This window comes from Flintibacter sp. SJQ-8, assembly GCF_054108085.1.
Genome location: NZ_JBPJWR010000014.1, coordinates 120,105 through 141,613 on the forward strand (window position 1 = coordinate 120,105; position 21,509 = coordinate 141,613).

The 21,509-nt window shown below is 62.2% G+C and carries 17 protein-coding genes; 14 read left to right on the forward strand and 3 right to left on the reverse strand.

The window, feature by feature from the left end; all coding sequences use genetic code 11:
* Positions 1 to 174 precede the first annotated feature (174 nt).
* The 5 genes from ACSAMP_RS11205 (at position 175) to ACSAMP_RS11225 (ending at position 8,095) form a co-directional block, all read left to right on the forward strand.
* Positions 175 to 1,242: an alanine racemase gene (locus tag ACSAMP_RS11205; RefSeq protein ID WP_457800504.1), complete on the forward strand. Its 1,068-nt coding sequence runs from the start codon at positions 175 to 177 to the stop codon at positions 1,240 to 1,242.
* Positions 1,243 to 1,529: 287 nt separating this feature from the next.
* Complete coding sequence (locus ACSAMP_RS11210) at positions 1,530 to 2,747, forward strand: carboxylate--amine ligase (RefSeq protein ID WP_457800505.1); 1,218 nt, start codon at positions 1,530 to 1,532, stop codon at positions 2,745 to 2,747.
* A 13-nt stretch (positions 2,748 to 2,760) separates the two neighbouring features.
* Positions 2,761 to 3,474, forward strand: coding sequence for a cysteate racemase (cuyB, locus tag ACSAMP_RS11215; RefSeq protein WP_457800506.1), 714 nt, complete (start codon positions 2,761 to 2,763; stop codon positions 3,472 to 3,474).
* A 73-nt stretch (positions 3,475 to 3,547) separates the two neighbouring features.
* A complete protein-coding gene (gene argB, locus ACSAMP_RS11220; protein WP_457800507.1) occupies positions 3,548 to 5,908 on the forward strand; it encodes an acetylglutamate kinase in 2,361 nt (786 codons plus the stop codon).
* 327 nt (positions 5,909 to 6,235) lie between these two features.
* Positions 6,236 to 8,095, forward strand: coding sequence for an LTA synthase family protein (locus ACSAMP_RS11225; RefSeq protein ID WP_441796832.1), 1,860 nt, complete (start codon positions 6,236 to 6,238; stop codon positions 8,093 to 8,095).
* An 87-nt stretch (positions 8,096 to 8,182) separates the two neighbouring features.
* Here the strand turns inward: ACSAMP_RS11225 and ilvD are convergent, their stop codons facing one another.
* Complete coding sequence (ilvD, locus tag ACSAMP_RS11230) at positions 8,183 to 9,844, reverse strand: dihydroxy-acid dehydratase (protein ID WP_457800508.1); 1,662 nt, start codon at positions 9,842 to 9,844, stop codon at positions 8,183 to 8,185.
* A 139-nt stretch (positions 9,845 to 9,983) separates the two neighbouring features.
* On the opposite strand from ilvD, the gene ACSAMP_RS11235 reads away from it, so the two are divergent.
* Complete coding sequence (locus ACSAMP_RS11235; protein ID WP_441796830.1) at positions 9,984 to 10,658, forward strand: FadR/GntR family transcriptional regulator; 675 nt, start codon at positions 9,984 to 9,986, stop codon at positions 10,656 to 10,658.
* 54 nt (positions 10,659 to 10,712) lie between these two features.
* Here ACSAMP_RS11235 and ACSAMP_RS11240 read toward each other — a convergent pair whose 3' ends face one another.
* Positions 10,713 to 11,522, reverse strand: a complete 810-nt coding sequence (locus tag ACSAMP_RS11240; protein WP_441796829.1) for a ParB/RepB/Spo0J family partition protein — start codon at positions 11,520 to 11,522, stop codon at positions 10,713 to 10,715.
* A gap of 263 nt (positions 11,523 to 11,785) precedes the next feature.
* Here ACSAMP_RS11240 and ACSAMP_RS11245 point away from each other — a divergent pair, with 263 nt between their 5' ends.
* The 8 genes from ACSAMP_RS11245 (at position 11,786) to ACSAMP_RS11280 (ending at position 21,181) form a co-directional block, all read left to right on the forward strand.
* Positions 11,786 to 13,027, forward strand: a complete 1,242-nt coding sequence (locus ACSAMP_RS11245; protein WP_457800509.1) for a dicarboxylate/amino acid:cation symporter — start codon at positions 11,786 to 11,788, stop codon at positions 13,025 to 13,027.
* A gap of 100 nt (positions 13,028 to 13,127) precedes the next feature.
* Positions 13,128 to 13,481, forward strand: a complete 354-nt coding sequence (locus ACSAMP_RS11250) for a transposase (RefSeq protein ID WP_457799214.1) — start codon at positions 13,128 to 13,130, stop codon at positions 13,479 to 13,481.
* A complete protein-coding gene (locus ACSAMP_RS11255) occupies positions 13,475 to 14,320 on the forward strand; it encodes an IS3 family transposase (RefSeq protein WP_457799222.1) in 846 nt (281 codons plus the stop codon). Before ACSAMP_RS11250 ends, ACSAMP_RS11255 begins: the two co-directional genes overlap by 7 nt.
* A 990-nt stretch (positions 14,321 to 15,310) precedes the next feature.
* Entirely contained in the window at positions 15,311 to 15,889 is a 579-nt protein-coding gene (locus tag ACSAMP_RS11260; RefSeq protein WP_457800510.1) for a xanthine phosphoribosyltransferase, read from the forward strand.
* Positions 15,890 to 15,989: 100 nt separating this feature from the next.
* Positions 15,990 to 17,246 carry a BMP family ABC transporter substrate-binding protein gene (locus ACSAMP_RS11265; protein WP_457800511.1) on the forward strand — a complete coding sequence of 419 codons (1,257 nt, stop codon included), beginning with the start codon at positions 15,990 to 15,992 and terminating at the stop codon, positions 17,244 to 17,246.
* Between the two features lie 192 nt (positions 17,247 to 17,438).
* Entirely contained in the window at positions 17,439 to 19,079 is a 1,641-nt protein-coding gene (locus ACSAMP_RS11270; RefSeq protein ID WP_457800512.1) for an ABC transporter ATP-binding protein, read from the forward strand.
* Between the two features lies 1 nt (position 19,080).
* Complete coding sequence (locus ACSAMP_RS11275) at positions 19,081 to 20,196, forward strand: ABC transporter permease (protein WP_457800513.1); 1,116 nt, start codon at positions 19,081 to 19,083, stop codon at positions 20,194 to 20,196.
* Positions 20,183 to 21,181 (forward strand): ABC transporter permease, encoded by a 999-nt coding sequence (locus ACSAMP_RS11280; protein WP_457800514.1) that lies wholly within the window; start codon positions 20,183 to 20,185, stop codon positions 21,179 to 21,181. The genes ACSAMP_RS11275 and ACSAMP_RS11280 overlap by 14 nt, the downstream gene beginning before the upstream one ends.
* Before the next feature lie 65 nt (positions 21,182 to 21,246).
* On the opposite strand, the gene ACSAMP_RS11285 is transcribed toward ACSAMP_RS11280, so the two are convergent.
* Positions 21,247 to 21,492 carry a hypothetical protein gene (locus ACSAMP_RS11285; protein WP_457800515.1) on the reverse strand — a complete coding sequence of 82 codons (246 nt, stop codon included), beginning with the start codon at positions 21,490 to 21,492 and terminating at the stop codon, positions 21,247 to 21,249.
* Positions 21,493 to 21,509 lie beyond the last annotated feature (17 nt).

Consider the following 21,509-nt stretch of genomic DNA (forward strand, 5'->3'; position numbering starts at 1 on the left):
TTTTCCCCCTATTATAACCGGATTCGCGGGAAAAGGCAACTGTGAATTCTGTCCCATTGCCTTTTCGGGCAAAGGGTGGTAAAATAGCCGAAAAAGGCTGTGCCCGTGCAAGTTTCACGCTGCGGGCCCTGTTCCACCGCGTCCCGACACAGAGATAAAGGGGAGTGCTGCATCATGCGCAAGCTGGTCATCGACAGAGCCGCCATCAAGAATAACCTGACGGTCATCAAAGACCGGGCCGCCGGGGCCGCCATCTATGGCGTGGTCACCGGCGACGGGCAGGGGGTGGGCGCCGCCGCCCTGGCCCAGCTGCTGCGGGACGAGGGCATCGGGCGCTTCGCCGTGTCCGAGGTCTCCGAGGCCGAGGCCCTGCGCCAGGCGGGCTTTGTGGACGAGGAGATCTTGATGCTCCGGGCCACCACCGACCGGGAGGAGCTGGAGCGGCTGGTGGACCTGAACGTGGTGTGCACCGTCTCCTCCGTGGACACGGGCATGGCCCTGAACGCCCTGGCGGGCAACCGCTCCACCGTGGCCGAGGCCCACATCCAGGTGGACACGGGCATGGGCTTTGGGGGCTTTTTGGTCAGCGAGCCGGAAAAGCTGCTGCTGGCCTATCGCTCCATGCCCAACGTGGCCCTGTCCGGGGTGTATACCCAGCTCCATGCCGCCCGGCCCAACGACCCCCAGGCCAAGCGCCAGCTGGAGCAGTTTCAGCAGGCCCTGGATGCCATCCACCAGGCGGGATTCGAGACCGGGGTGGTCCACGCCGCCGGCTCCTTCGCCCTGCTCCACGGGCTTGCGCCGGAGCTGGACGGGGTCCGGGCCGGCTCCGCCATCCTGGGCCGGTGCCGCCGCACCCGGGACGACGGACTGAAGACCGTGGGCTTTGGACAGGCCCCCCTGACAGAGGTGCGCTGGCTGCCCAAAGGCCACGTGCTGGGGGTGGACCGGCCCGTCACCCTGAAAAAGCCCACCCGGGTGGCGGTGCTGCCCGTGGGCTATCAAAACGGCTTTGGGGTCACTCGGCCCAGGGAGACGGGGCTGCTGGCTGCCATCGCCCGGTGGCGGAAAAATAACCGCCGCACCGTGCGCCTGGGGTCTCAGCGGGCCCGTGTGCTGGGCGGCCTGGGGGCCAGCGAGCTCATCCTGGACGTGACAGACGTGAAGTGCTCCGTGGGCGACCTGGCCACCTTTGAGATGGACCCCCTGTTCGCCCGGGGCTTTCAGGTGGAGTTTCGATAAGAATAATATGTACCGTGTCATTCCGAGGAGCGAAGCGACGTGGGAATCCGTAACCCCCGTCCCTTGGCCCCCTTGTGAAAGGGGGCTGGCATCGCCGCAGGCGATGACTGAGGGATTCCGTTTCTAGGACAACTTTCCGTTCGTCGGAATCCTTCCGTCACGGGCTGCGCCCGTGCCACCTCCCTTTCACAAGGGAGGCTGCTGGTGCGGAAAGGCGGATTGCCGCGTCAGGGCTGCGCCCTTCCTCGCAATGACACCAGACATTGGAATACAAAGGAGTCTCTTTGATGGATCAGTCACTTTCCTTCCAGCCGCTGCTCTTCGGCGGCGACATCAACGTATACAGCGTGGCCCGGGCCTTTCACGAGGCCTATGGCGTGCGCTCGGTGGCCTTTGGCAAATATCCCTCCTTCCCCTGCCACGGCAGCGCCATCCTCGACTATCGGGTCTGCCCAGACAACGAGAGCGACGAGGCCTTCCTGCGCAACGCCCGGGCGGTGGCCGAAGAATTTGCGGACAAGACCGTCCTGCTGCTGGGCTGCGGCGACAGCTATGTCCAGCTGGCCGCCCGCCACCGGGACCATCTGCCGGAAAACGTCATCGCACCCTATATCTCTGAGGATCTGCTGAACTCCCTCATCAACAAGGAGCGGTTCTATCAGCTGTGCGACCAGCACGGGGTGGACCACCCGGCCACCTTTATCTATGACAAGTCCATGGGCCACGACTTCTCCCTGCCCTGGGGCCCGCCCTATATCGCCAAGCCCGCCGACTCCGTGGCCTATTGGGCCTGTGGCGACCACTCCCTGGCCAAGGTGTATATCTGCCAGAGCTGGGAGGAGCTGCTGGAGAGCCTGGACCACGTCTATGCTGCGGGCTATCAGGACCACATGGTCCTCCAGGAGTTCATCCCCGGGGACGACAGCTATATGCGGGTGCTCACCAGCTACTCTGACCGCAACGGCAAGGTGACCACTATGTGCCTGGGCCACGTGCTGCTGGAGGAGCACTCTCCCCACGGCATCGGCAACCACGCCGTGATCCTCACCGACTGCGACGAGGAGCTGGAATCTAAGTTCCGGGACCTGCTGGAGAGCCTGCACTTCACCGGCTTCTCCAATTTCGACATCAAATATGACCGCCGGGACGGCAAGTATAAGGCCTTTGAGATCAACTGCCGCCAGGGCCGCAGCAACTATTATGTCACCGGCTCCGGCCACAACATCGCCAAAATGGTGGTGGAGGACCGGGTGGAGCATCAGGACCTGCCCTTCCAGATGACCCACGACCGCTCCCTGTGGCGGATGGTGCCCCGAAAAGTCGCCTTCAAGTTCACCCCCAAGGCCTACCACGGGGAGATGCAGGAGCTGATCCGGGCGGGGAAGGACTCCCACTCTTTGGTCTACTCCGGCGACGCCAGCCTGAAACGCCGCCTGCGCATTTTGAAGAACCATATCGGCAACATCAAGCGTTTCGACCAGTACAACAAGGTGCCGGAGGGATAACGTGGAGGTTTCTGTGAACGACCGTCTCGGGGTGCTGGGGGGCATGGGGCCCCAGGCCACCAACACCTTTTATCAGCTGGTCATTGACCGCACCGACGCCCACACCGACCAGGAGCACGTGAACGCCCTCATCCTGTCCGACTGCCAGATGCCCGACCGCACGGCGGCCATCCTGGGCACGGCGGAGGAGCAGGAGGCGGTGTTCCGGCGGCTGCTGGCCGACGCCCGGCTGCTGGAGGGGGCGGGCTGCACGGTGCTGGCCGTGCCCTGCAACACGTCCCACTTCTTTCTGGATCGGGTGCAGGAGCACATCGGCGTCCCCATTCTGAACATGATCCGGGAGACGGCGGCGGCCTTAAAGCGCCAGGGGCGCACCCGCCCGGGCATTCTGGCCACCGACGGCACCATCCGCTCGGGCCTGTATCAGAAGGAGTTTGCGGCCCTGGGCATCACGGCGGTGACGCCCTCCCCGGCGGCCCAGAAGCTGGTCATGTCCCTTATTTATGACGACGTGAAGGCCGGGCGGGACGGCGACCCCCAGAAGTTCGACGCCATCCACCAGGACCTGCTGGCCCAGGGCTGCGACAGCGGGGTGCTGGCCTGCACAGAGCTGTCTGTGTTCGCCGTCCGCCGCCAGCTGCCCCCCTTCTACACCGACGCCATGTCCGTCCTGGCCGAGCGGGCCGTGCTGGCCTGCCGCCGTCCCCTGCGGGACATCTTTAGCTGAACAATAAAAAAGCCCGGGGCAATAAAAAATATTCCCCGGGCGATTTATTCTTGATTTCATGGAGGCGACAGCTATGGCTCAGTCCATCCGTCCCCTGGGGGACTATCTTGATCTGTTGGAGCAGCGGGGGCTGCTGGTGTCCCGGCCCGCCGGCCTGGACCTGACGGCCCCGGTGGCTCTGGTTTCCTACGACTCCCGCCAGGTGGTCCCCGGCACCCTGTTTGTGTGCAAGGGTGCCCACTTCAAAGCGGAATTTTTGCAGATGGCCCGGGACAAGGGGGCCATGGCCTATGTGAGCCTGGAGCCCTACCCCCAGGTGGATTTGCCCTGCATCCGGGTGACGGACATGCGGGAGACCATCGCCCCCCTGGCCGACCTGTTCTACGGCCACCCCTCCGGTGATCTGAACGTCATTGGCATCACCGGGACCAAGGGCAAATCGTCCACCGCCTATTACCTGAAGTATATTCTGGACGAGTATCTGGCGGGGGAGGGCCGCCCCGCCTCGGGCGTCATCTCCTCCATCGACACCTATGACGGCACAGAGCAGTTCGAGTCCCACCTCACCACCCCGGAGCCCCTGGAGCTTCAGCGGCACTTTGCCAACGCCCGGGACAACGGCTTGGGCTATGTGACCATGGAGGTGTCCAGCCAGGCGCTGAAGTATCACCGCACCCTGTGTACCGACTTTGCCGCTGCCTGCTTTTTGAACATCGGCACCGACCACATCTCCCCCATCGAGCACCCGGACTTTGAGGACTATTTCTCCTCTAAGCTGAAAATTTTCGCCCAGGCCCGCATCGCCTGCGTGAATCTGGACTGCGACCACGCCCAGCGGGTGCTCCAGGCCGCTCAGGAGGGGGGCCGCCCCGTCATCACCTTCTCCCAGAAGAATGAGGAGGCGGACGTGTACGCCAGCCAGGTGCGCAAGCGGGGCAACGACATCCTGTTCCGGGTGCGCACCCGCCGGTTCCAGCGGGAGTTCCGCCTGACCATGCCCGGATTGTTCAACGTGGAAAACGCCCTGGCCGCCATCGCCGTGTGCCAGGGGCTGAACATCCCGGAGCAGGCGGTGTATGTGGGGCTGATGAAGGCCCGGGTGCCCGGGCGCATGGAAGTCTACTCTAACGCCGACGACACCGTCACCGCTATTGTGGACTATGCCCACAACCGCATGAGCTTCGAGACTCTGTTCCGCTCCGTCCAGGCGGAGTATCCCGGGCGGCGCATCGTCACCGTGTTCGGCTGCCCCGGCAAGAAGGCCCTGGACCGGCGGAAAGATCTGGGCGAGGTGGCCGGGGCCAACTCCGACTTCATCATTCTCACCGAGGAGGACTCCGGGGAGGAGGACACCGTGTCCATCTGCCGGGAGATCGCCCAGTATGTCGCCTGCGACTACTCCATCGAGCCCAACCGGGGGGAGGCCATCCGCCGGGCCATCCTGTCCTGCCAGAGCCCCACGGTGCTGCTCATCACCGGCAAGGGGGCGGAGACCCGGCAGAAGCGGGGCAGCGAGTATATCGACACCCCCTCTGACGTGGACTATGTCCACACCTATCTCCAGGAGTATGACGTGTCCCACGGCCTGGACGGCATGGAGAAGGTGCGCAGCCTGCTCTCCCTCCTGCCCATCCTGAACCGGGCGGAGGGGCAGACGGTCGTTGTAAAATACGGCGGCTCGGCCATCGGGGCGGAGTCTGTCCACGACACCACCCTCCAGGACGTGGCCGCCCTGCGCATGGCCGGGGTGCGGGTGGTGCTGGTCCACGGGGGCGGCAAGCACATCACCGCCCTGCTGTCCCGGCTGCACGTGCCCACCCGGTTTGAAAACGGCTATCGCTACACGGACCAGGCCGTGCTGGACACGGCGGAGCTGGCCCTGTCGGCCCAGGTGAACAAGTCCATCGTCCAGGAGTTGGCCCGGCAGAAGGTGTCCGCCGTGGGCGTGTCCGGCAAGGACGGCGGCCTCATCACCGCCACGGTGAAGGACCCGGCCCTGGGCCGGGTGGGGGAGATCACCCACGTGGACACCAGGCTCATCACCACCCTGCTGGACGCGGGCTTTTTGCCTGTCATCTCTCCCATCGTCCTGGGGGAGGACGGCGGCGGCCTGAACTGCAACGCCGACGACGCCGCCCGGGCGGTGGCCGAGGCCCTGGGGGCACAGAAGCTGGTGTTCCTCACCGACGTGGGGGGCATCCTCATCGACAGCCACAACACCAAGACCGCCGTGCCCCACATGGACGTGAAGCGGGCCCTGGAGCTGATGGACGCCGGTCTCATCGCCGGGGGCATGGCCCCCAAGGTCCGGGGCTGCGTCCATGCCATCCAGTCCGGCGTGGGCCAGGTGTCCATCCTGGACGGCCGGGTAGAACACGCCCTCCTGCTGGACACCCTGGGCCAGCGGGTGGAGGGAACGGTCATTACGGGGTGAGAAAACCCCTCGTCCCAAAGCCTTCCCCTGGGGGAAGGTGCCCCGAAGGGGCGGATGAGGGGAGCGCTGAAGGGCTGAGAGCTGTTGCGTGGGAATCCTCCAGTCATCGCCTTACGGCGATGCCAGCCCCCTTTAACAAGGGGGCCTATTGGTGCGCAACAGCAGCCCCCCTTGTTAAAGGGGGGAGGGCCGCGAAGCGGCGGGGGGATTCCGCCGAGAATGCCCAGATATTTGCCACCCTTCCCCTCATCCGTCACGGGCTGCGCCCGCGCCACCTTCCCCCAGGGGAAGGCATAGGAAGGGCTTTTTGATAAGGAAGGTATCCACATGACACGACATCATCCCCACAAACAAACCCCGCCCCTCACGCCGCTGCGGCGGGTGTGGCTGCTCTTCGCCCTCACGGGGCTGGGCTGCTGCGTGGGGGTGCTGGCCCTGCTGTATGGGGCGGCGGCCTATGTGAAGCTGCCGGGGCTGGCCCTGTTCCAGTCCTATTTTCACCACCCGGCCCTGCTGGGGCTGAATCTGCTGCCCCCGGTGCTGCTCATCTGGCTGTTCTATTTCCTCACCCGCCGGGGCTGGTGCGCCTTTTTGGGCAGCTTTCTGCCCTGTATCATCGTGGCCATGGTGAACTATTTCAAGATCCGCCTGCGGTCTGACCCCTTTCTGGCCGCCGACCTCCGGCTTGTCTCCGAGGCCGGGGGCATCGTGGGCAACTACTCCCTGGATGTGGACTGGCTCACCTGGCTGACCCTGGGGGCGCTGGTGGCGGGGCTGCTCTTCTCGGCCCTGCTCATCCCCAAATGGCCCCGTCGGGGCTGGGTGCGGGCCTTTGCCGCCGCCTCCTGCGCCGCATTGTGCGCCGTGAGCTGCGCCAGCCTGTTTACTGACCAGGACCTGTATCAGGCCACGGACAATTCCGAGTATATCAACCCCTGGTCCGACGTGGAGGTCTTCGTATCGAAAGGCTGCCTGTACCCCTTCTTATACAGCATGCGGGACATGTTCCCCGCGCCGCCCCCGGGGTATGACGCCCAGGCGGCCCAGGCCATGCTGGCGGAGTTTACCGACGAGGACATCCCGGCGGACAAGCAGGTGTCCGTCATGGGCATTATGCTGGAGGCCTTCTGCGACCTGACCGACTTTGACTTTATGGCAAGCCAGCCCGCCGTGGCCCAGGTATATGAGCAGTGGCATGAGCTGACCGACCAGGGCGTGTCCGGCAGGCTGCTGACCAACATCTTCGCCGGGGGCACGGTGGACAGCGAGTGGGGCTTTCTGTCCGGCTATTCCCAGCACGACGACTTCCGCCGGGACACCGACTCCTACGTCTGGTATCTCCGGGACCAGGGCTATCAGACCTTTTTCAGCCACCCGGGCTACAGCTGGTTCTATAACCGCCAGAACGTGAACGGCTATCTGGGTTTTCAGGACAGCTGGTTCACCGAGAACCACTATGGCGATCTGGTGGACCCCACCAGCGCCATCTATCACTCCGACGATATTCTCACCGACGAGCTGTTCGCTCAGCTGAAGGAGCGGGTAGCCGACGGCCCCTGCTTCTCCTTCTCCGTGTCCTATCAGAACCACGGCCCCTATGAGTGGGCCGCCCCGGCCAACACCGAGTACGTCACCCCCGAGGGCAGCGGTCTGGACCAGGAGAGCTGCAACATCTGGAACCACTATCTCTCCGGGGTGGGGGAGACCATCGCCGCCATGAACAAGCTGACCCAAGACTTGGACAGTCTGGACGAGCCGGTGGTGCTGGTGCTCTTTGGGGACCACAAGCCCTGGGGGGGCAACGGCAACTCCGCCTATGCCGCCATGGGGCTGACCTTTGACCTGGGCACCCTCCAGGGCTTTTACGACTACTACGCCACGCCCTATCTCATCTGGGCCAACGCCGCCGCCAAAGAGATTTTGGGCGACGACTTCACCGGGGACGGCGGGGATTTCTCTCCCTGCTTCCTCATGCCCAAGGTCTTTGACCTGTGCGGCTGGACGGGACCGGCCTTTATGCAGCTTGCCCGCCAGGTGCGGGAGGTGACCCCCCTGGTCCACGAGCGGGGGCTGTACCTGTATGACGGCCAGATCACCGACGCCCTCCCCCAGGAGCAGCAGGACTTTGTCACCCGCTTCCTGTGGGCGGAGTATTGGCGGGAGACCCAAGGCCTGTCTGCCAAATAAACAAAACAAAAATCAGCGTGTTCCCGTTTAAATCCGGGAACACGCTGATTGCTTTTTGTTGTATTTTCAAAGAAAATTGCGATAAGTTTACTCCAGGATCGCGCCCTTGTCGGCGGAGGAGACCATCTTGGCGTAGCGGGCCAGATAGCCGGTCTTGATCTTGGGCTCGGGGCAGACCCACTTGGCCTTTCTCTCGGCCAGGGTGGCGTCGTCCACCAGCAGCTGGATGGTGTGCTCGGGGATGTTGATGGAGATGAGGTCGCCCTCCTCCACCAGGCCGATGGGGCCGCCGCTGGCCGCCTCAGGGGAGACGTGGCCGATGGACGCGCCCCGGGTAGCGCCGGAGAAGCGCCCGTCGGTGATGAGAGCCACGTCCTTGTCCAGGCCCATGCCCGCGATGGCGGAGGTGGGGTTGAGCATCTCCCGCATACCGGGGCCGCCCTTGGGGCCCTCATACCGGATGACCACCACGTCGCCGGAGACGATCTTGCCGTCGTAAATGGCCTGGATGGCGTCGTCCTCGCTGTTGAACACCCGGGCGGGGCCCTGGTGGACCATCATCTCCGGGGCCACGGCGGACTGCTTCACCACGCAGCCGTCGGGGGCCAGGTTGCCCTTCAGCACGGCGATGCCGCCGGTCTTGGTGTAGGGGTCATCGATGGGCCGGATGATGTCGTGGTTGCGGTTGACCACGCCTTCCAAATTCTCGGCCACGGTCTTGCCGGTGCAGGTGAGCAGGCTGGTGTCGATCAGGTTCTTCTTGGCCAGCTCGGCCATCACGGCGTACACGCCGCCGGCCCGCTCCAGGTCCTCCATATAGGTGTTGCCCGCAGGGGCCAGGTGGCACAGGTTGGGGGTGTGGTCAGAGATCTCGTTGGCCATGTCGAAGGACAGCTCGATGCCGCACTCGTGGGCGATGGCGGGCAGGTGGAGCATGGTGTTGGTGGAGCAGCCCAGGGCCATGTCGATGGTCTCGGCGTTGTGGAAGGCGGCGCGGGTCATGATGTCCCGGGGCCGGATGTTCTTTTCCACCAGCTCCATGATCTTCATGCCCGCGTGCTTGGCCAGGCGCAGCCGGGCGGAATAGACGGCGGGGATGGTGCCGTTGCCCCGCAGGGCCATGCCGATGGCCTCGGTGAGGCAGTTCATGGAGTTGGCGGTGTACATGCCGGAGCAGGAGCCGCAGGTGGGGCAGGCGGCGTTCTCATATTCCTCCACGCCCGCCTCGTCCAGCTTTCCGGCGTAGTAAGCGCCCACGGCCTCGAACATGTGGGACAGGCAGGTGCGGCGGCCGTCGTTCAGGGTACCGGCCAGCATGGGGCCGCCGGAGCAGAAGATGGTGGGGATGTTCACCCGGGCGGCGGCCATGAGCAGGCCGGGCACATTCTTGTCGCAGTTGGGGATCATCACCAGACCGTCGAACTGGTGGGCCATGGCCATGGCCTCGGTGGAGTCGGCGATGAGGTCCCGGGTGACCAGGGAAGACTTCATGCCCACGTGGCCCATGGCGATGCCGTCGCACACGGCGATGGCGGGGAACTCCACGGGGGTGCCCCCGGCGGCCCGGATACCGGCCTTCACCGCCTCGGCGATCTTGTCCAGGTTCATGTGGCCGGGGACGATCTCGTTATAGGAGCAGACCACGCCGATCAGGGGGCGCTCCAGCTCCTCCTTGGTATAGCCCAGGGCATAGAGCAGGGAGCGGTTGGGGGCGGCGGGGATGCCTTTTTTCACAACGTCAGAACGCATACAAAAAACTCCTCCTCAAAATAGTGTTTTGTATTCACGGGAATACAAAACAAAAATAGTTGTCTGATAACTATTGCATTGTCTGACTACATGTTATATCATATGCTTCAGAATTGTCAAGAGGAAAGAGGCGTGGACCATGGGAAATCTGTCCCAGCAGGCGGGAAAGACGCTGTACAGCTGGATCGCGGTGGAAAAGCGGTTCCGGCCCGGGGAGAAGCTGCCCAACGAGGTGGAGCTGTCCGCCCAGCTGGGGGTCAGCCGCGCCACCCTGCGGGAGGCCCTGCGGGCCCTGCTGGTCCAGGGGGTGGTGGAGGTCCGCCGGGGCCGGGGCACCTTTGTCACCCAGCGGGCGGCAGAGGTAGAGGACTTCGGCTTTGACGACCTGGCCCGGGTGAAGGGCCAGCTGCGGGACCTGTTCGAACTGCGGACTATTTTCGAGCCCCAGGCCGCCCGCCTGGCCTGCCGCCGGGCCACCGAGCGGGAGCTGGAGGACATTTTGACCCAGGGGGCGGCGGTGGCCGACTGCATCCGCCGGGGGGCGGACCGGACCCAGGCAGACCGGGCCTTTCACGCCGCCATCGTCCGGGCGGCCCACAACGAATTTATGATGCGTCTGCTGCCCATGATCGACCGGGCGGTGGAGACGGCCATCTCCGCCGGGGAGCACAAGGAGGCCCTGGCCCAGATCACCCTGCAAGACCACGCCCTGCTGCTGGAGTTCATCCAAAAGCGGGACGGCGAGGGGGCCGAGCACGCCATGGCCATCCACATGCGCCACGCCGTGGAGGAGCTGGGCGTGGAGGGACTATAAACAAAACAAAACGCGCCCATGGATCGTTTGAACATCGATCCATGGGCGCGTTTGCTATGTTCTGGGCGGCGTGGGTATGCGAATGGTCAGGGTGATGGCGTCGGGGGCGTCCTGGCGCTGGCACTGGGCGTCCACCCCTGCCGAGCGCATCACATCCAGGCTGTGGGAGATGGTGTTCAGGAAGAGGCGCACATCCTTGACGATGAGGGTGGGGCGGCGCTTTTTGGGGGGCGGGGAGCGGAGCATAGACTCCACCAGGGCCTCCGTCTGGGCCACGGTGAGCTTGTCCCGGATGGCCCGGTCCGCCGCCCGGCGCTGCTGCTCCCCGTCGGGCAGGCGGAGGAGTGAGCGGGCGTGGCGCTCGGTACACCCGGCGTCCCGCAGGGCGGACAGGACCTCCTGGGGGAGCTTGAGGAGCCGCAGCTTGTTGGCGATGGCCGACTGGCTCTTGCCCAGCCGCCGGGCCAGCTCCTCCTGTGACAGGGCAAAGTCCCCCTGAAGCCGCCGCAGGGCCAGGGCCTCCTCCCAGAAGTCCAGGTCCCGGCGCTGGAGGTTTTCCACCAGGGCGAACAGGGAGGAGGTCTGGCCGTCGGCTTGGACGGACAGGCAGGGCACCTGCTGTAGCCCCGCCAGCTTGGCCGCCCGCAGGCGGCGCTCCCCCGCCACCAGCTCCCAGCCCCCCTCCCCCCGGCGGACGGTGAGGGGCTGGAGCAGCCCCAGTGCGCGGATGGACCCGGCCAGCTCCTCCAGCTCGGGCTGGGAGAACTGGGTGCGGGGCTGGCCCGGATTGGGGGCGATGTCCTCCACGGGCAGAAACAGCACCCGCCCGCTGTCATACAGTCCCTTTTTGGTGAGAAAACGCATACTGGACCCCCGCTTTCTTTCTGGTGTTGTCAAAAACAGTTTACCACATTGTGGAATTAAAACCGTCGAAATATGGGCCGGAGAAATAATTTTCCTGCATCTGGATGGCAAAAACCGAAATTTTCCCGGGGAAATGGGGAAAATGGACGAAATAGGGGGAAATTTTTCTTGTAAAAGGGGGAAAATGCCGATATAATGGAGGGGAAAAGAGAGAAGAGAAACGACCCCGAAACAATCGACCCTGAAATTTAGGAGGAGAGAAAATGAACACAAAGAAACTGCCCCTTGCATTTTGGATCTTCGTGGGCCTGGTCATCGGCATCGTGGCCGGTCTGGCCCTGATGGCCATCCCCGGCGGCGTGGACTTCGCCAAGACCTATGTCAAGCCCTTCGGCACCATCTTCCTGAACCTCATCAAGTTCATCGTGGTGCCCATCGTCCTGTTCTCCATCACCGCCGGCATCATCTCCATGGGGGACATCAAAAAGCTGGGCTCGGTGGGCGTGAAGACCATCGTCTATTACATGTGCACCACCGCCCTGGCCGTGGTCATCGCCCTGGTGCTGGCCAACCTGTGCCGCGGCTTCTTCCCGCCCCTGGACAAGCTGGCCGCCGGGGAGTACACCGCCAGCGACCCGGTGAGCTTTATGGACACCCTGGTGAACATCTTCCCCGCCAACGTCATCGAGCCCATGCGCTCGGCCTCTATGCTCCAGGTCATCGTCATCGCCATCCTCTTCGGCGTGGGCATCCTGGTGGCCGGGGAGAAGGGCCTGGTGTGCGCCCAGGTGGTGGACAGCTTTAACGAGGTGTCTATGAAGGTCATGGACCTGATCATCCGTCTGTCCCCCGTGGGCGTGGCCTGCCTGCTGGCCCCCGTGGTGGCGGAGAACGGCCCCAAGATCCTGGGTGCCCTGGCCGCCGTGCTGCTGGTGGCCTATATCGGCTATGTGATCCACGCTCTGTGCGTCTATTCCTTCAGCATGGCCGCCCTGGCCCGGATCTCCCCCGTGGCCTTCTTCCGGGAGATGGTCCCCGCCATGATGATGGCCTTCTCCTCCGCCTCCTCCGTGGGCACCCTGCCCTTCACCCTGGAGTGCGCCGAGAAGCTGGGGGCCCGGAAGGAGATCGCCTCCTTCATCATCCCCCTGGGGGCCACCATCAACATGGACGGCACCGCCATCTATCAGGGCGTGTGCGCCGTGTTCATCGCCTCCTGCTTTAACATCGACCTGACCCTGGGCCAGATGGTCACCATCGTCCTCACCGCCACCCTGGCCTCCATCGGCACCGCAGGCGTCCCCGGCGCGGGCATGGTCATGCTGGCCATGGTGCTGGAGAGCGTGGGCCTGCCCGTGGAGGGTATCGGCCTGGTCATGGGTGTGGACCGCATCTTCGACATGGGCCGCACCACCGTGAACATCACCGGCGACGCCGCCTGCGCCGTGGTCATCTCCAAAATGGAGGAGCGGAAAGAGCAGCGCACCAAAGGCGCGCTGGGCTGAAAGAGTTTGAGAGTTTGCGTGAAAAACAGCCGCCGGGAGTGAACTGCACCCCATTTGTTAGACAGTATGGTATACTATCTAACAAGTGGGGTGTTTTGCTATGCCAAAAGGAGTACCAAACAAACGATATACGCCGGAATTCAAAAAACTGGTGATTGAAACCATGCAGAAAGAGAAATTGAGTTACAGCGAAACCTGCCGTAGATTTGAGGTAAACAGTAGAGATCGAATCAAATCATGGGAGCGAATCTACCTGGAAGAAGGGCCGGAAGGGTTAGCCATCGAACGGCGTGGCCGCAGCAGTAAGGGTCGTCCGCCAAAGCAGCTGCCGAAGCAGGTGGAAGAAGATCTGCTGGCCGAAGTGCAGCGACTGCGTGCGGAGAACGATTACCTAAAAAACTTGCAAGCCTTGGTTTTGGAAGACGAGCGACGCCAGCGCAGAAAACGCTGGTAGTTCAGAAGCTAAGGCAAAAACACGCACTCAGTATTCTGCTCTCAATCGCTCAGCTGCCCCGTGCAACTTTCTACTATCATTTGAAGCAGATGCAGAGAGAAGACAAATATGCATCTGTTAAGGAAGAAATCGCAGCAATTTACCACGAAAACAGGGGCCGGTACGGCTATCGCCGGATCACGGCAGAACTTCGCAAGCGTAAATTCTCTGTGAACCACAAGACTGTCCAGCGGCTCATGAAGAAGCTGGGCTTAGTTTGTCGTGTCAGGATGAAAAAATATCGTTCCTACAAGGGAGAAGTAGGCAAAATTGCACCAAATTTGCTAAATCGGGATTTTCATGTCGAAAAGCCGAATCAGAAATGGGTCACGGATGTGACGGAGTTCAGCCTGTTTGGAGAGAAGCTCTATCTGTCCCCGATTCTCGATCTGTGCAGCAGCGATCTGGTCAGTTACACCATATCGGATCGTCCTGTACTCAGCATGGTAACCACCATGCTGGACGAGGCGTTTGCAAAGATCCCGGCCGGAACAAACCTGATTCTCCATTCTGACCAGGGCTGGCAGTACCAACACAAACAATACCAACAGATGCTCCGGGAGAAAGGTGTTCGCCAGAGCATGAGCCGGAAAGGAAACTGTCTGGACAACGCCGTGATAGAGAATTTCTTCGGCTTACTCAAAAGTGAACTGCTGTATTTGCAGGAGTTCCGCTCCATGGAACACTTCAAACTGGAACTGATCGAATATCTGGATTACTACAACAACCGCCGCATCAAGGCAAAGCTAAAGGGCTTGCCGCCTGCAATTCACAGACAGCAAGCCCTTTCGGCTGCTTGAACAATTTTTACTTCAAAATATTGTCTAACTTTTGGGGGTCACTTCAGAGGCGGCTGTTTTTCTGCCTTCCCCTGGGGCCGATTCCCCTTGTCAAGGGGAAATGTCCCACAGGGACAAAAGGGATAGGGCAGGTGGCCCGCAGGGCCGGATGAGGGGAACGCCGAAGGGCTTGTAGCGCTAATGTTAAAATGGACGTGGTTTTCGCCCTGCGGGGGACGAGGGACAGAATCCTTCCGTCACGGCTTCGCCGTGCCACCTCCCTTTCACAAGGGAGGCTGATGTTCCGCACCAATAGGCCCCCTTGTGAAAGGGGGCTGGCATCGCCGCAAGGCGATGACTGGAGGATTCCGTCGAAAATGCGGTGGTCATCGTGGGCGAACACAGAGGTCCGCCCCTACGAGAGCCATCGTAACCTGGTGTAGGGGCGGACCTCCGTGTCCGCCCGTCGATAACGGATGCACCCCCGTGGTCCCCCTCATCCGTCATGGCTTCGCCATGCCACCTTCTCCCCTGCGGGGCGAAGGCTATGACCGTTCTGACGGGAGCATTCAAATGCCGAAAGCCTTCCCCTCATCCGTCACGGGCTGCGCCCGCGCCACCTTCCCCCAGGGGAAGGCTTTTCGAATACACCCCGCAATATTAAAATCAGATTCAACCCCCCGTATCAAAACCACCCCATTTCCCCGGAAAACCCGGCCAATTCCGCCTGAAACCGCAAAAAATCAAAACCTGAAATAAATTTGTGGAAAAGTCGGTGGAAAGTGTGAAAAGCGGGGGAGAACGCTGACGTTTTTTGCGATTTTGGCTTTCACAGGGTCATTTGCCCGGGGGGAGGGACAAAAAAGAAAGGCGGCGGGGGGAAAGAAATTAAAAAAAGGGATTGCAGGGCGAAAAATTTTCTTGTACAATAGCACTGTATCGACATGATCCGCGTGGCCCGTTTTTCCGGGCCATTGTCATTTTTATGAAGAGGAAGGGCGGAACAGGACTATGGAGCTGTTGAAGCAGCGCATCCGCAAGGATGGCACTGTGAAGGGGAACGACGTGCTGAAGGTGGACAGTTTTCTGAACCACCAGATGGATGTTGCCCTTTTTGAGGAGATCGGCAAGGAATTCAAGCGGCTGTATGCAGACTGCGGCGTGAACAAGATATTGACCATCGAGGCCTCTGGCATCGGGATCGCTTGTGTCACGGCGCAGTCTTTTCATTGCCCGGTGGTGTTCGCCAAGAAGAGCCAGAGCAAGAACATCGACGGCGCGGTGTACTCCACCAAAGTAAAGTCTTTCACCCACGGGAAGGTCTATGACGTGATCGTCTCCAAGAAGTTCCTGGGGCCGGAGGACCGGGTGCTCATCATCGACGACTTCCTGGCCAACGGCGCGGCTTTGGAAGGCCTCATCGACCTGGTCCGCCAGGCAGGGGCCACCCTGGTGGGTGCCGGTATCGTGGTGGAGAAGGCCTTCCAGCCCGGGGGCGACCGGCTGCGGGCCCAGGGCATCCGGGTGGAGTCCCTGGCCCGGGTGAAGTCCATGAGCGAGGAGACCGGCGTGGTCTTTGTGGACGACTGAATTGGAATTAAGGCCGGGGCACCGGCTTTAAGATAGGGCGGAAGAACATTCTGCCCGAGAAAGAAAAACCGCAAAAATATCAAGGAGGAATTATTCACCCATGAAGAAACTGCTTGCAATGGTCATGGCCGTCGCCATGTCCCTGTCCCTGGCCGCCTGCGGCGGGAACAGCACCCCCGCCGCCAGCGGCTCCACCGGCTCCGCCAGCTCCGAGTCCGGTTCCGCTGCCAACGCCGACTTTAAGGTTGGTGCCATCTACATCAACAGCAAGAACGACACCGCCGGCTATACCTACGCCCACCACAACGGAATTACCAAGGCCATGGAGGAACTGGGCCTGAACCCCGACAGCCAGCTGGTCATTGTGGACGAGGTGAACGACAACGACTATGACGGCATCGCCAGCGCCGTGGACACCCTGGTGGCCGCCGACTGCAACATCATCTTCGGCATCTCCTTCGGCTATATGCAGGCCATGGCCGACAAGGCTCAGGAGTATCCCGACGTGATCTTCTCCCACGCCACCGGCTATATGAGCAACGATACCAACTTCAACAACTACTTTGGCCGCATCTATCAGGCCCGCTATCTGGCCGGTGTGGCCGCCGGTCTGAAGAGCCTGGAGACGGGCAACAACAACCTGGGCTATGTCTCCGCCTTCGGCACCGAGTACGCCGAGACCTGCTCCGGCATCAACGGCTTTACCCTGGGTGCCCAGGCCGTGAACCCCAACGCCAAGGTCTATGTGAAGGAACTGGGCGCCTGGGCCGACGAGGTGAACGAGTCCGCCTTTGCCAAGGAGCTGATCCAGAACTATAACTGCGGCGTCATCTCCCAGCACTGCGACTCCGCCCAGCCCCAGATCGCCGCTCAGGATGCCGGTGTGTTCGGCTGCGGCTATAACTCCGACATGACCGCCGACGCTCCCAAGGCCCATCTGACCGCCGCCATCTGGAACTGGAACGTGTATTATCACACCGCCATCCAGGCCGCCATGGACTGTGCTGGCGATGCCTCCCAGTTCGTCACCAAGATGGGCGGCGGCGCCTACTACGGCGGCCTGGCCCAGGACTTTGTGAACGTGTCCCCCCTGAACCAGGACACCGTGGCCCCCGGCACCGATGCCGCCATCGAGGCCGTGAAGGCCAAGATCGTCTCCGGCGAGTGGGACGTGTTCTCCGGCGTGAAGCTGCACGTCAACGTGAACACTGACGGCACCGTGTCCGTGGACCAGGCCGACGAGGCCCTGGTGGACAATGCGGGCAACGAGATCGTCGCCGCCGGCGGCCCCAGCGTGGAGGACAGCGTCATCACCGGCTCCATGAACTACTTTGTGGCCGGGGTGGAGGAGGCCTAAGGCCCCCTGCCCGGACAATCAAAGACCCGAAACCCGGGCCGGCCGGATATCCGGCCGGCCCGGACTTTTTTGCCGACCCAGGTCGGCCTTTGCTGTTGGGGCCGGGAGTTAGAAAGCACCGGCCCGAACAGGAGAGAACAACGGCAAGAGACCCGCCAGGCGGGCCTTGCCGGGACAAAGGAGGAATTTCTTATGGCGGAGCGACCCTATGCCATTGAGATGCGGGGCATCACCAAGACCTTTGGCAGCGTGACGGCCAACCATAACGTCCACCTGGACCTGCGCCAGGGGGAGATACTGGCCCTGCTGGGGGAGAACGGCTCGGGCAAGACCACGCTGATGAACATGCTCTCCGGCATCTATAAGCCAGACGCGGGGGAGATCTTGGTGGAGGGCAAGCCCGTGTCCATCGACTCCCCGGAGGACGCCAAAAAGCTGGGCATCGGCATGGTCCACCAGCACTTCAAGCTGGTGGACGTGTTCACCGCGGCGGACAACATCTGGATGGGCAAAGAAAAGGCGGGCTTTGGCCTGAAGAAGGACCGCTATGGCGAGATCCAGGACATGGTGCGCAAGTTCGGCTTTGAGCTGGACCCCAAGAAGAAGGTCCACAACATGGCCGTGTCGGAAAAGCAGACCCTGGAGATCATCAAGGTGCTGTATTACGGGGCCAAGGTCATCATCCTGGACGAGCCCACCGCCGTGCTGACGGTGCAGGAGATCGAAAAGCTGTTCACCGTCCTGCGCCGGATGCGGGACGAGGGGCACTCCATCATCATCATCACCCACAAGCTGAACGAGGTGATGGAGCTGTCTGACCGGGTGGCCATCCTGCGCAAGGGCGAGTATATCACCACCGTGAACACCGCCGAGACCAGCGAGCAGGAGCTGACCGAGTGGATGGTGGGCCGGAAGATCGACCTGAACATCAACCGCCCCCTGGTGGAGAAGACCCGCCCCCTGCTGGAGATAAGGGACCTGACCATCCGCAACGACGAGGGTGCCGTGGCCATCGACCACGTGAACTTCTATATCCGCGGCGGCGAGATCCTGGGCGTGGCGGGCATCGCGGGCTGCGGCCAGAAGGAGCTGTGCGAGGCCATCGCCGGTCTGCGGCCTGTCCAGTCCGGCCTGATGATCCACAAGGGGGACAACATCGTGGGCCTGTCCCCCAAGGCCATCCTGGAAAAGGGCATCTCCATGTCCTTCATCCCCGAGGACCGGCTGGGCATGGGCCTGGCCCCCTCTCTGTCCATCACGGACAACATGATCCTGAAGAATTACGCCCTGGCCAAGGGTCCCTTTGTGGACCGGAAGGGGGGCCGGGCGGACGCGGAGCACGTCATCAAGGAGCTGGAGGTGGTCACCCCCTCCACCGAGACGCCGGTGCGCCGCCTGTCCGGCGGCAACGTGCAGAAGGTGCTGCTGGGCCGGGAGATCAAGGCCGGACCCAACGTCATCGTCACCGCCTATCCCGTGCGGGGGCTGGACATCAACTCCTCTTACGCCATCTATAATATCTTGAACGAGCAGAAGCAGAGCGGCGTGGGCATCCTGTTCGTGGGCGAGGACCTGGACGTGATGCTGGCCCTGTGCGACAAGATCATGGTGCTGTGCCACGGCAGGGTCATGGGCGTGGTCCACGCCCACAAGACCACGAAAGAGGAGCTTGGCCTGATGATGACCGGCGCCCTGGACCTGTCAAACCGCTATGAGGACAAGCCCGCCGGCTATGCCAAGGACACCAACATCACCCCCCAGGAGCTGGCCCAGCTGGAGCAGCAGAACCGGGAGCAGGCGAAAAAACTGGAAGAAGAACAGGAGGAGAAGTGAGATGCGCTTTCATGTGGTAAAGCGGGACGGCTGCCCCCTGTGGAAGAAGCTGGGGCTGTATGTCCTGGCGGTGCTGGCCGCCCTGGTCCTGGGCGGCGTGGTGCTGCTGGCCCTGGGGGTGAACCCCCTGGCCTATTACAGCCGCATGTTCACCATGGGCATGGTGGGCAACAAGATCGCCTATAAGACCTTTGAGAACTATTTAAAAGTGTTCGTGCCCCTGGCGCTGACCTCGGTGGCACTGTCCCTGGCCTTTAAAATGCGCTTTTGGAACATCGGCGGCGAGGGACAGTTCATCCTGGGCGCGGTGGCCGCCACCACCGTGGCCTTTAAGCTGGGGCCGGTGCTGCCCTCGGCGGTGACGCTGATCCTTATGTGTCTGGCCGGAATGCTGGCCGCCGGGATCTACGGGGCCATCGTGGCGGTGCTGAAGGTGAAGTTTGGCACCAACGAGACCCTGATGACCCTGATGCTCAACTATGTGGCCCTGTATTTTGTCACCTTTTTGGGGGAGACCCAGGCCGACTGGAACTTCTATCTGGACAAGAGCTCCGCCCGGCCCATGTTCGCCACCTTCTCCCAGTACGCCGCCTTCCCCCGCATCCCCTTCGGTAAGTTCGGGCTGAACGTGTGCGTCATCTTCACGTTTTTGATCGGCATCCTGGTGTATGTCTATCTGAAGTACACCAAGCACGGCTATGAGATCGCCGTGGTGGGCGACAGCGTGGGCACCGCCCGGTATGCGGGCATGAAGGTGGACCGCATCGTGCTGCGCACCGTGTTCCTGTCCGCCTGTCTCATCGGCCTGGCCGCCGCCTTTAAGGTGGGCACCGCCGGGGTGCTGGCCACCGCCATCACCGACGACGTGGGCTGGACGGGCATCATTGTGGCCTGGCTGTCCAAGATGAACACCGCCGCCATCTTTGTGGTGTCCGCCCTCATCGGCGTGCTGCGCTATGGCTCCACGGTGGCCGCGGCCACCTTCTCCCGGGTGGATTCCAGCTTCGCCAACATGCTTCAGGGCGTGATCTTGTTCCTGGTGCTGGCGGCGGACTTCTGCACCCGGTTTAAAGTGGTTCCCGTGAAGAAAGGGGGAAACGACAATGGAAATGGATAAGCTGGGGGTGGTCACCTCCTTTGTGCATAACATTGTGGTCTATAACATCCCGCTGCTGTACGGCACGGTGGGGGAGATCATGGTGGAGAAGTCGGGCAGCCTGAACCTGGGCGTGGAGGGCATCATGGCCGTGGGCGCCATCTTCGGCTATATCATCGGCTGCTACACCAACAGTATGCTCATCGGCATCCTCACCGCCTTTTTGGCCGGGGCCCTGTGCGGGCTGCTGTTTGCCGCCCTCACCGTCTCCCTCCAGGCCAACCAGAACATCACCGGCCTGACCCTGACCACCTTTGGCCTGGGCGTATATTTCTTCGTGGGCAACGGCCTGAAGGCCGTCCGCTGGCCCGCCATGAACGACTATTCCGGCATCAAAAACGGCTTTGCGAATTTACCCATCCCCGGCCTGTCCAAGCTGCCCCTCATCGGCGAGGGCCTGTTTGACCACAACCTGCTGGTCTATCTGGGCGTGGTCATCGCCATCGTGGCCTGGTGGTATCTCAACCGCACCACCCCCGGCCTGCGGCTGCGGGCGGTGGGGGAGAACCCCGGCGCCGCCGACTCGGTGGGCGTGAACGTGAAGCGCTTTCAGTATATCCACATCTGCATTGGCTGCGGCATCATGGGCCTGGGCGGCTATTACATGGGCCTGAACATGTCCGGCTCCTTCTCCAGCAGCTGCTGGATCAACGGCTATGGCTGGATCGCAGTGGCCCTGGTCATCTTCGCCAACTGGAACCCCGCCCTGGCCATTCTGGGCACCTTCGTCTTCGGCTTTTTCAGCACCCTGCGGGTGTCCGGCAGCAGCCTGGCCGCCGCCTTCCCCGCCGCCCTGGGCTGGCTGGCCAAGGTCCCCACCCAGCTCTATCAGGCCCTGCCCTTCCTCATCACCGCCGTGGTCCTGGTGGCCACCTCCGTGCGGAAACGGGAGGGCTCCGGCTGCCCCGCCGCCCTGGGACTGAACTATTTCCGGGAAGAGCGGTAAATGGAAAACACAAAAAACCGGGCAGAGCCATGTAGCTTACACATGGCTCTGCCCGGAAGTTTTGTTTAGAGATACAGTAGGCCAAATAGGATGATCGCCGCTATCATGATCGGTGTCAGGACGGCAAGTACCTTCAAATAGGCGGAGTTTTTTGCTATGCCCTGGCGGTAGGTCCGCACCGCAGTGACCAGACTGCACACCAGAAAAAAGAGTGCCAGAAGTGGGCGGTGGTACACAACGGGAACGGGCGTCTGGGGCAGGAAAATGAGAAAGCCAGCGAATATGCACAGGAAGAGCAGGATAATTTTCATGGTCGTCACGCCTCCTT

What these genes read in the sequence shown, in the direction of transcription:
- ACSAMP_RS11270 (WP_457800512.1), top strand. Translation starts at nt 17,439, where the DNA reads ATGGCGGAGCGACCCTATGCCATTGAGATGCGGGGCATCACCAAGACC.
- ACSAMP_RS11280 (WP_457800514.1), top strand. Translation starts at nt 20,183, where the DNA reads ATGGAAATGGATAAGCTGGGGGTGGTCACCTCCTTTGTGCATAACATT.
- ACSAMP_RS11250 (WP_457799214.1), top strand. Translation starts at nt 13,128, where the DNA reads ATGCCAAAAGGAGTACCAAACAAACGATATACGCCGGAATTCAAAAAA.
- ACSAMP_RS11210 (WP_457800505.1), top strand. Translation starts at nt 1,530, where the DNA reads ATGGATCAGTCACTTTCCTTCCAGCCGCTGCTCTTCGGCGGCGACATC.
- ACSAMP_RS11245 (WP_457800509.1), top strand. Translation starts at nt 11,786, where the DNA reads ATGAACACAAAGAAACTGCCCCTTGCATTTTGGATCTTCGTGGGCCTG.
- argB (WP_457800507.1), top strand. Translation starts at nt 3,548, where the DNA reads ATGGCTCAGTCCATCCGTCCCCTGGGGGACTATCTTGATCTGTTGGAG.
- ACSAMP_RS11265 (WP_457800511.1), top strand. Translation starts at nt 15,990, where the DNA reads ATGAAGAAACTGCTTGCAATGGTCATGGCCGTCGCCATGTCCCTGTCC.
- ACSAMP_RS11285 (WP_457800515.1), bottom strand. Translation starts at nt 21,492, where the DNA reads ATGAAAATTATCCTGCTCTTCCTGTGCATATTCGCTGGCTTTCTCATT.
- ACSAMP_RS11240 (WP_441796829.1), bottom strand. Translation starts at nt 11,522, where the DNA reads ATGCGTTTTCTCACCAAAAAGGGACTGTATGACAGCGGGCGGGTGCTG.
- ACSAMP_RS11260 (WP_457800510.1), top strand. Translation starts at nt 15,311, where the DNA reads ATGGAGCTGTTGAAGCAGCGCATCCGCAAGGATGGCACTGTGAAGGGG.
- ACSAMP_RS11275 (WP_457800513.1), top strand. Translation starts at nt 19,081, where the DNA reads ATGCGCTTTCATGTGGTAAAGCGGGACGGCTGCCCCCTGTGGAAGAAG.
- ACSAMP_RS11225 (WP_441796832.1), top strand. Translation starts at nt 6,236, where the DNA reads ATGACACGACATCATCCCCACAAACAAACCCCGCCCCTCACGCCGCTG.
- ilvD (WP_457800508.1), bottom strand. Translation starts at nt 9,844, where the DNA reads ATGCGTTCTGACGTTGTGAAAAAAGGCATCCCCGCCGCCCCCAACCGC.
- ACSAMP_RS11205 (WP_457800504.1), top strand. Translation starts at nt 175, where the DNA reads ATGCGCAAGCTGGTCATCGACAGAGCCGCCATCAAGAATAACCTGACG.
- ACSAMP_RS11235 (WP_441796830.1), top strand. Translation starts at nt 9,984, where the DNA reads ATGGGAAATCTGTCCCAGCAGGCGGGAAAGACGCTGTACAGCTGGATC.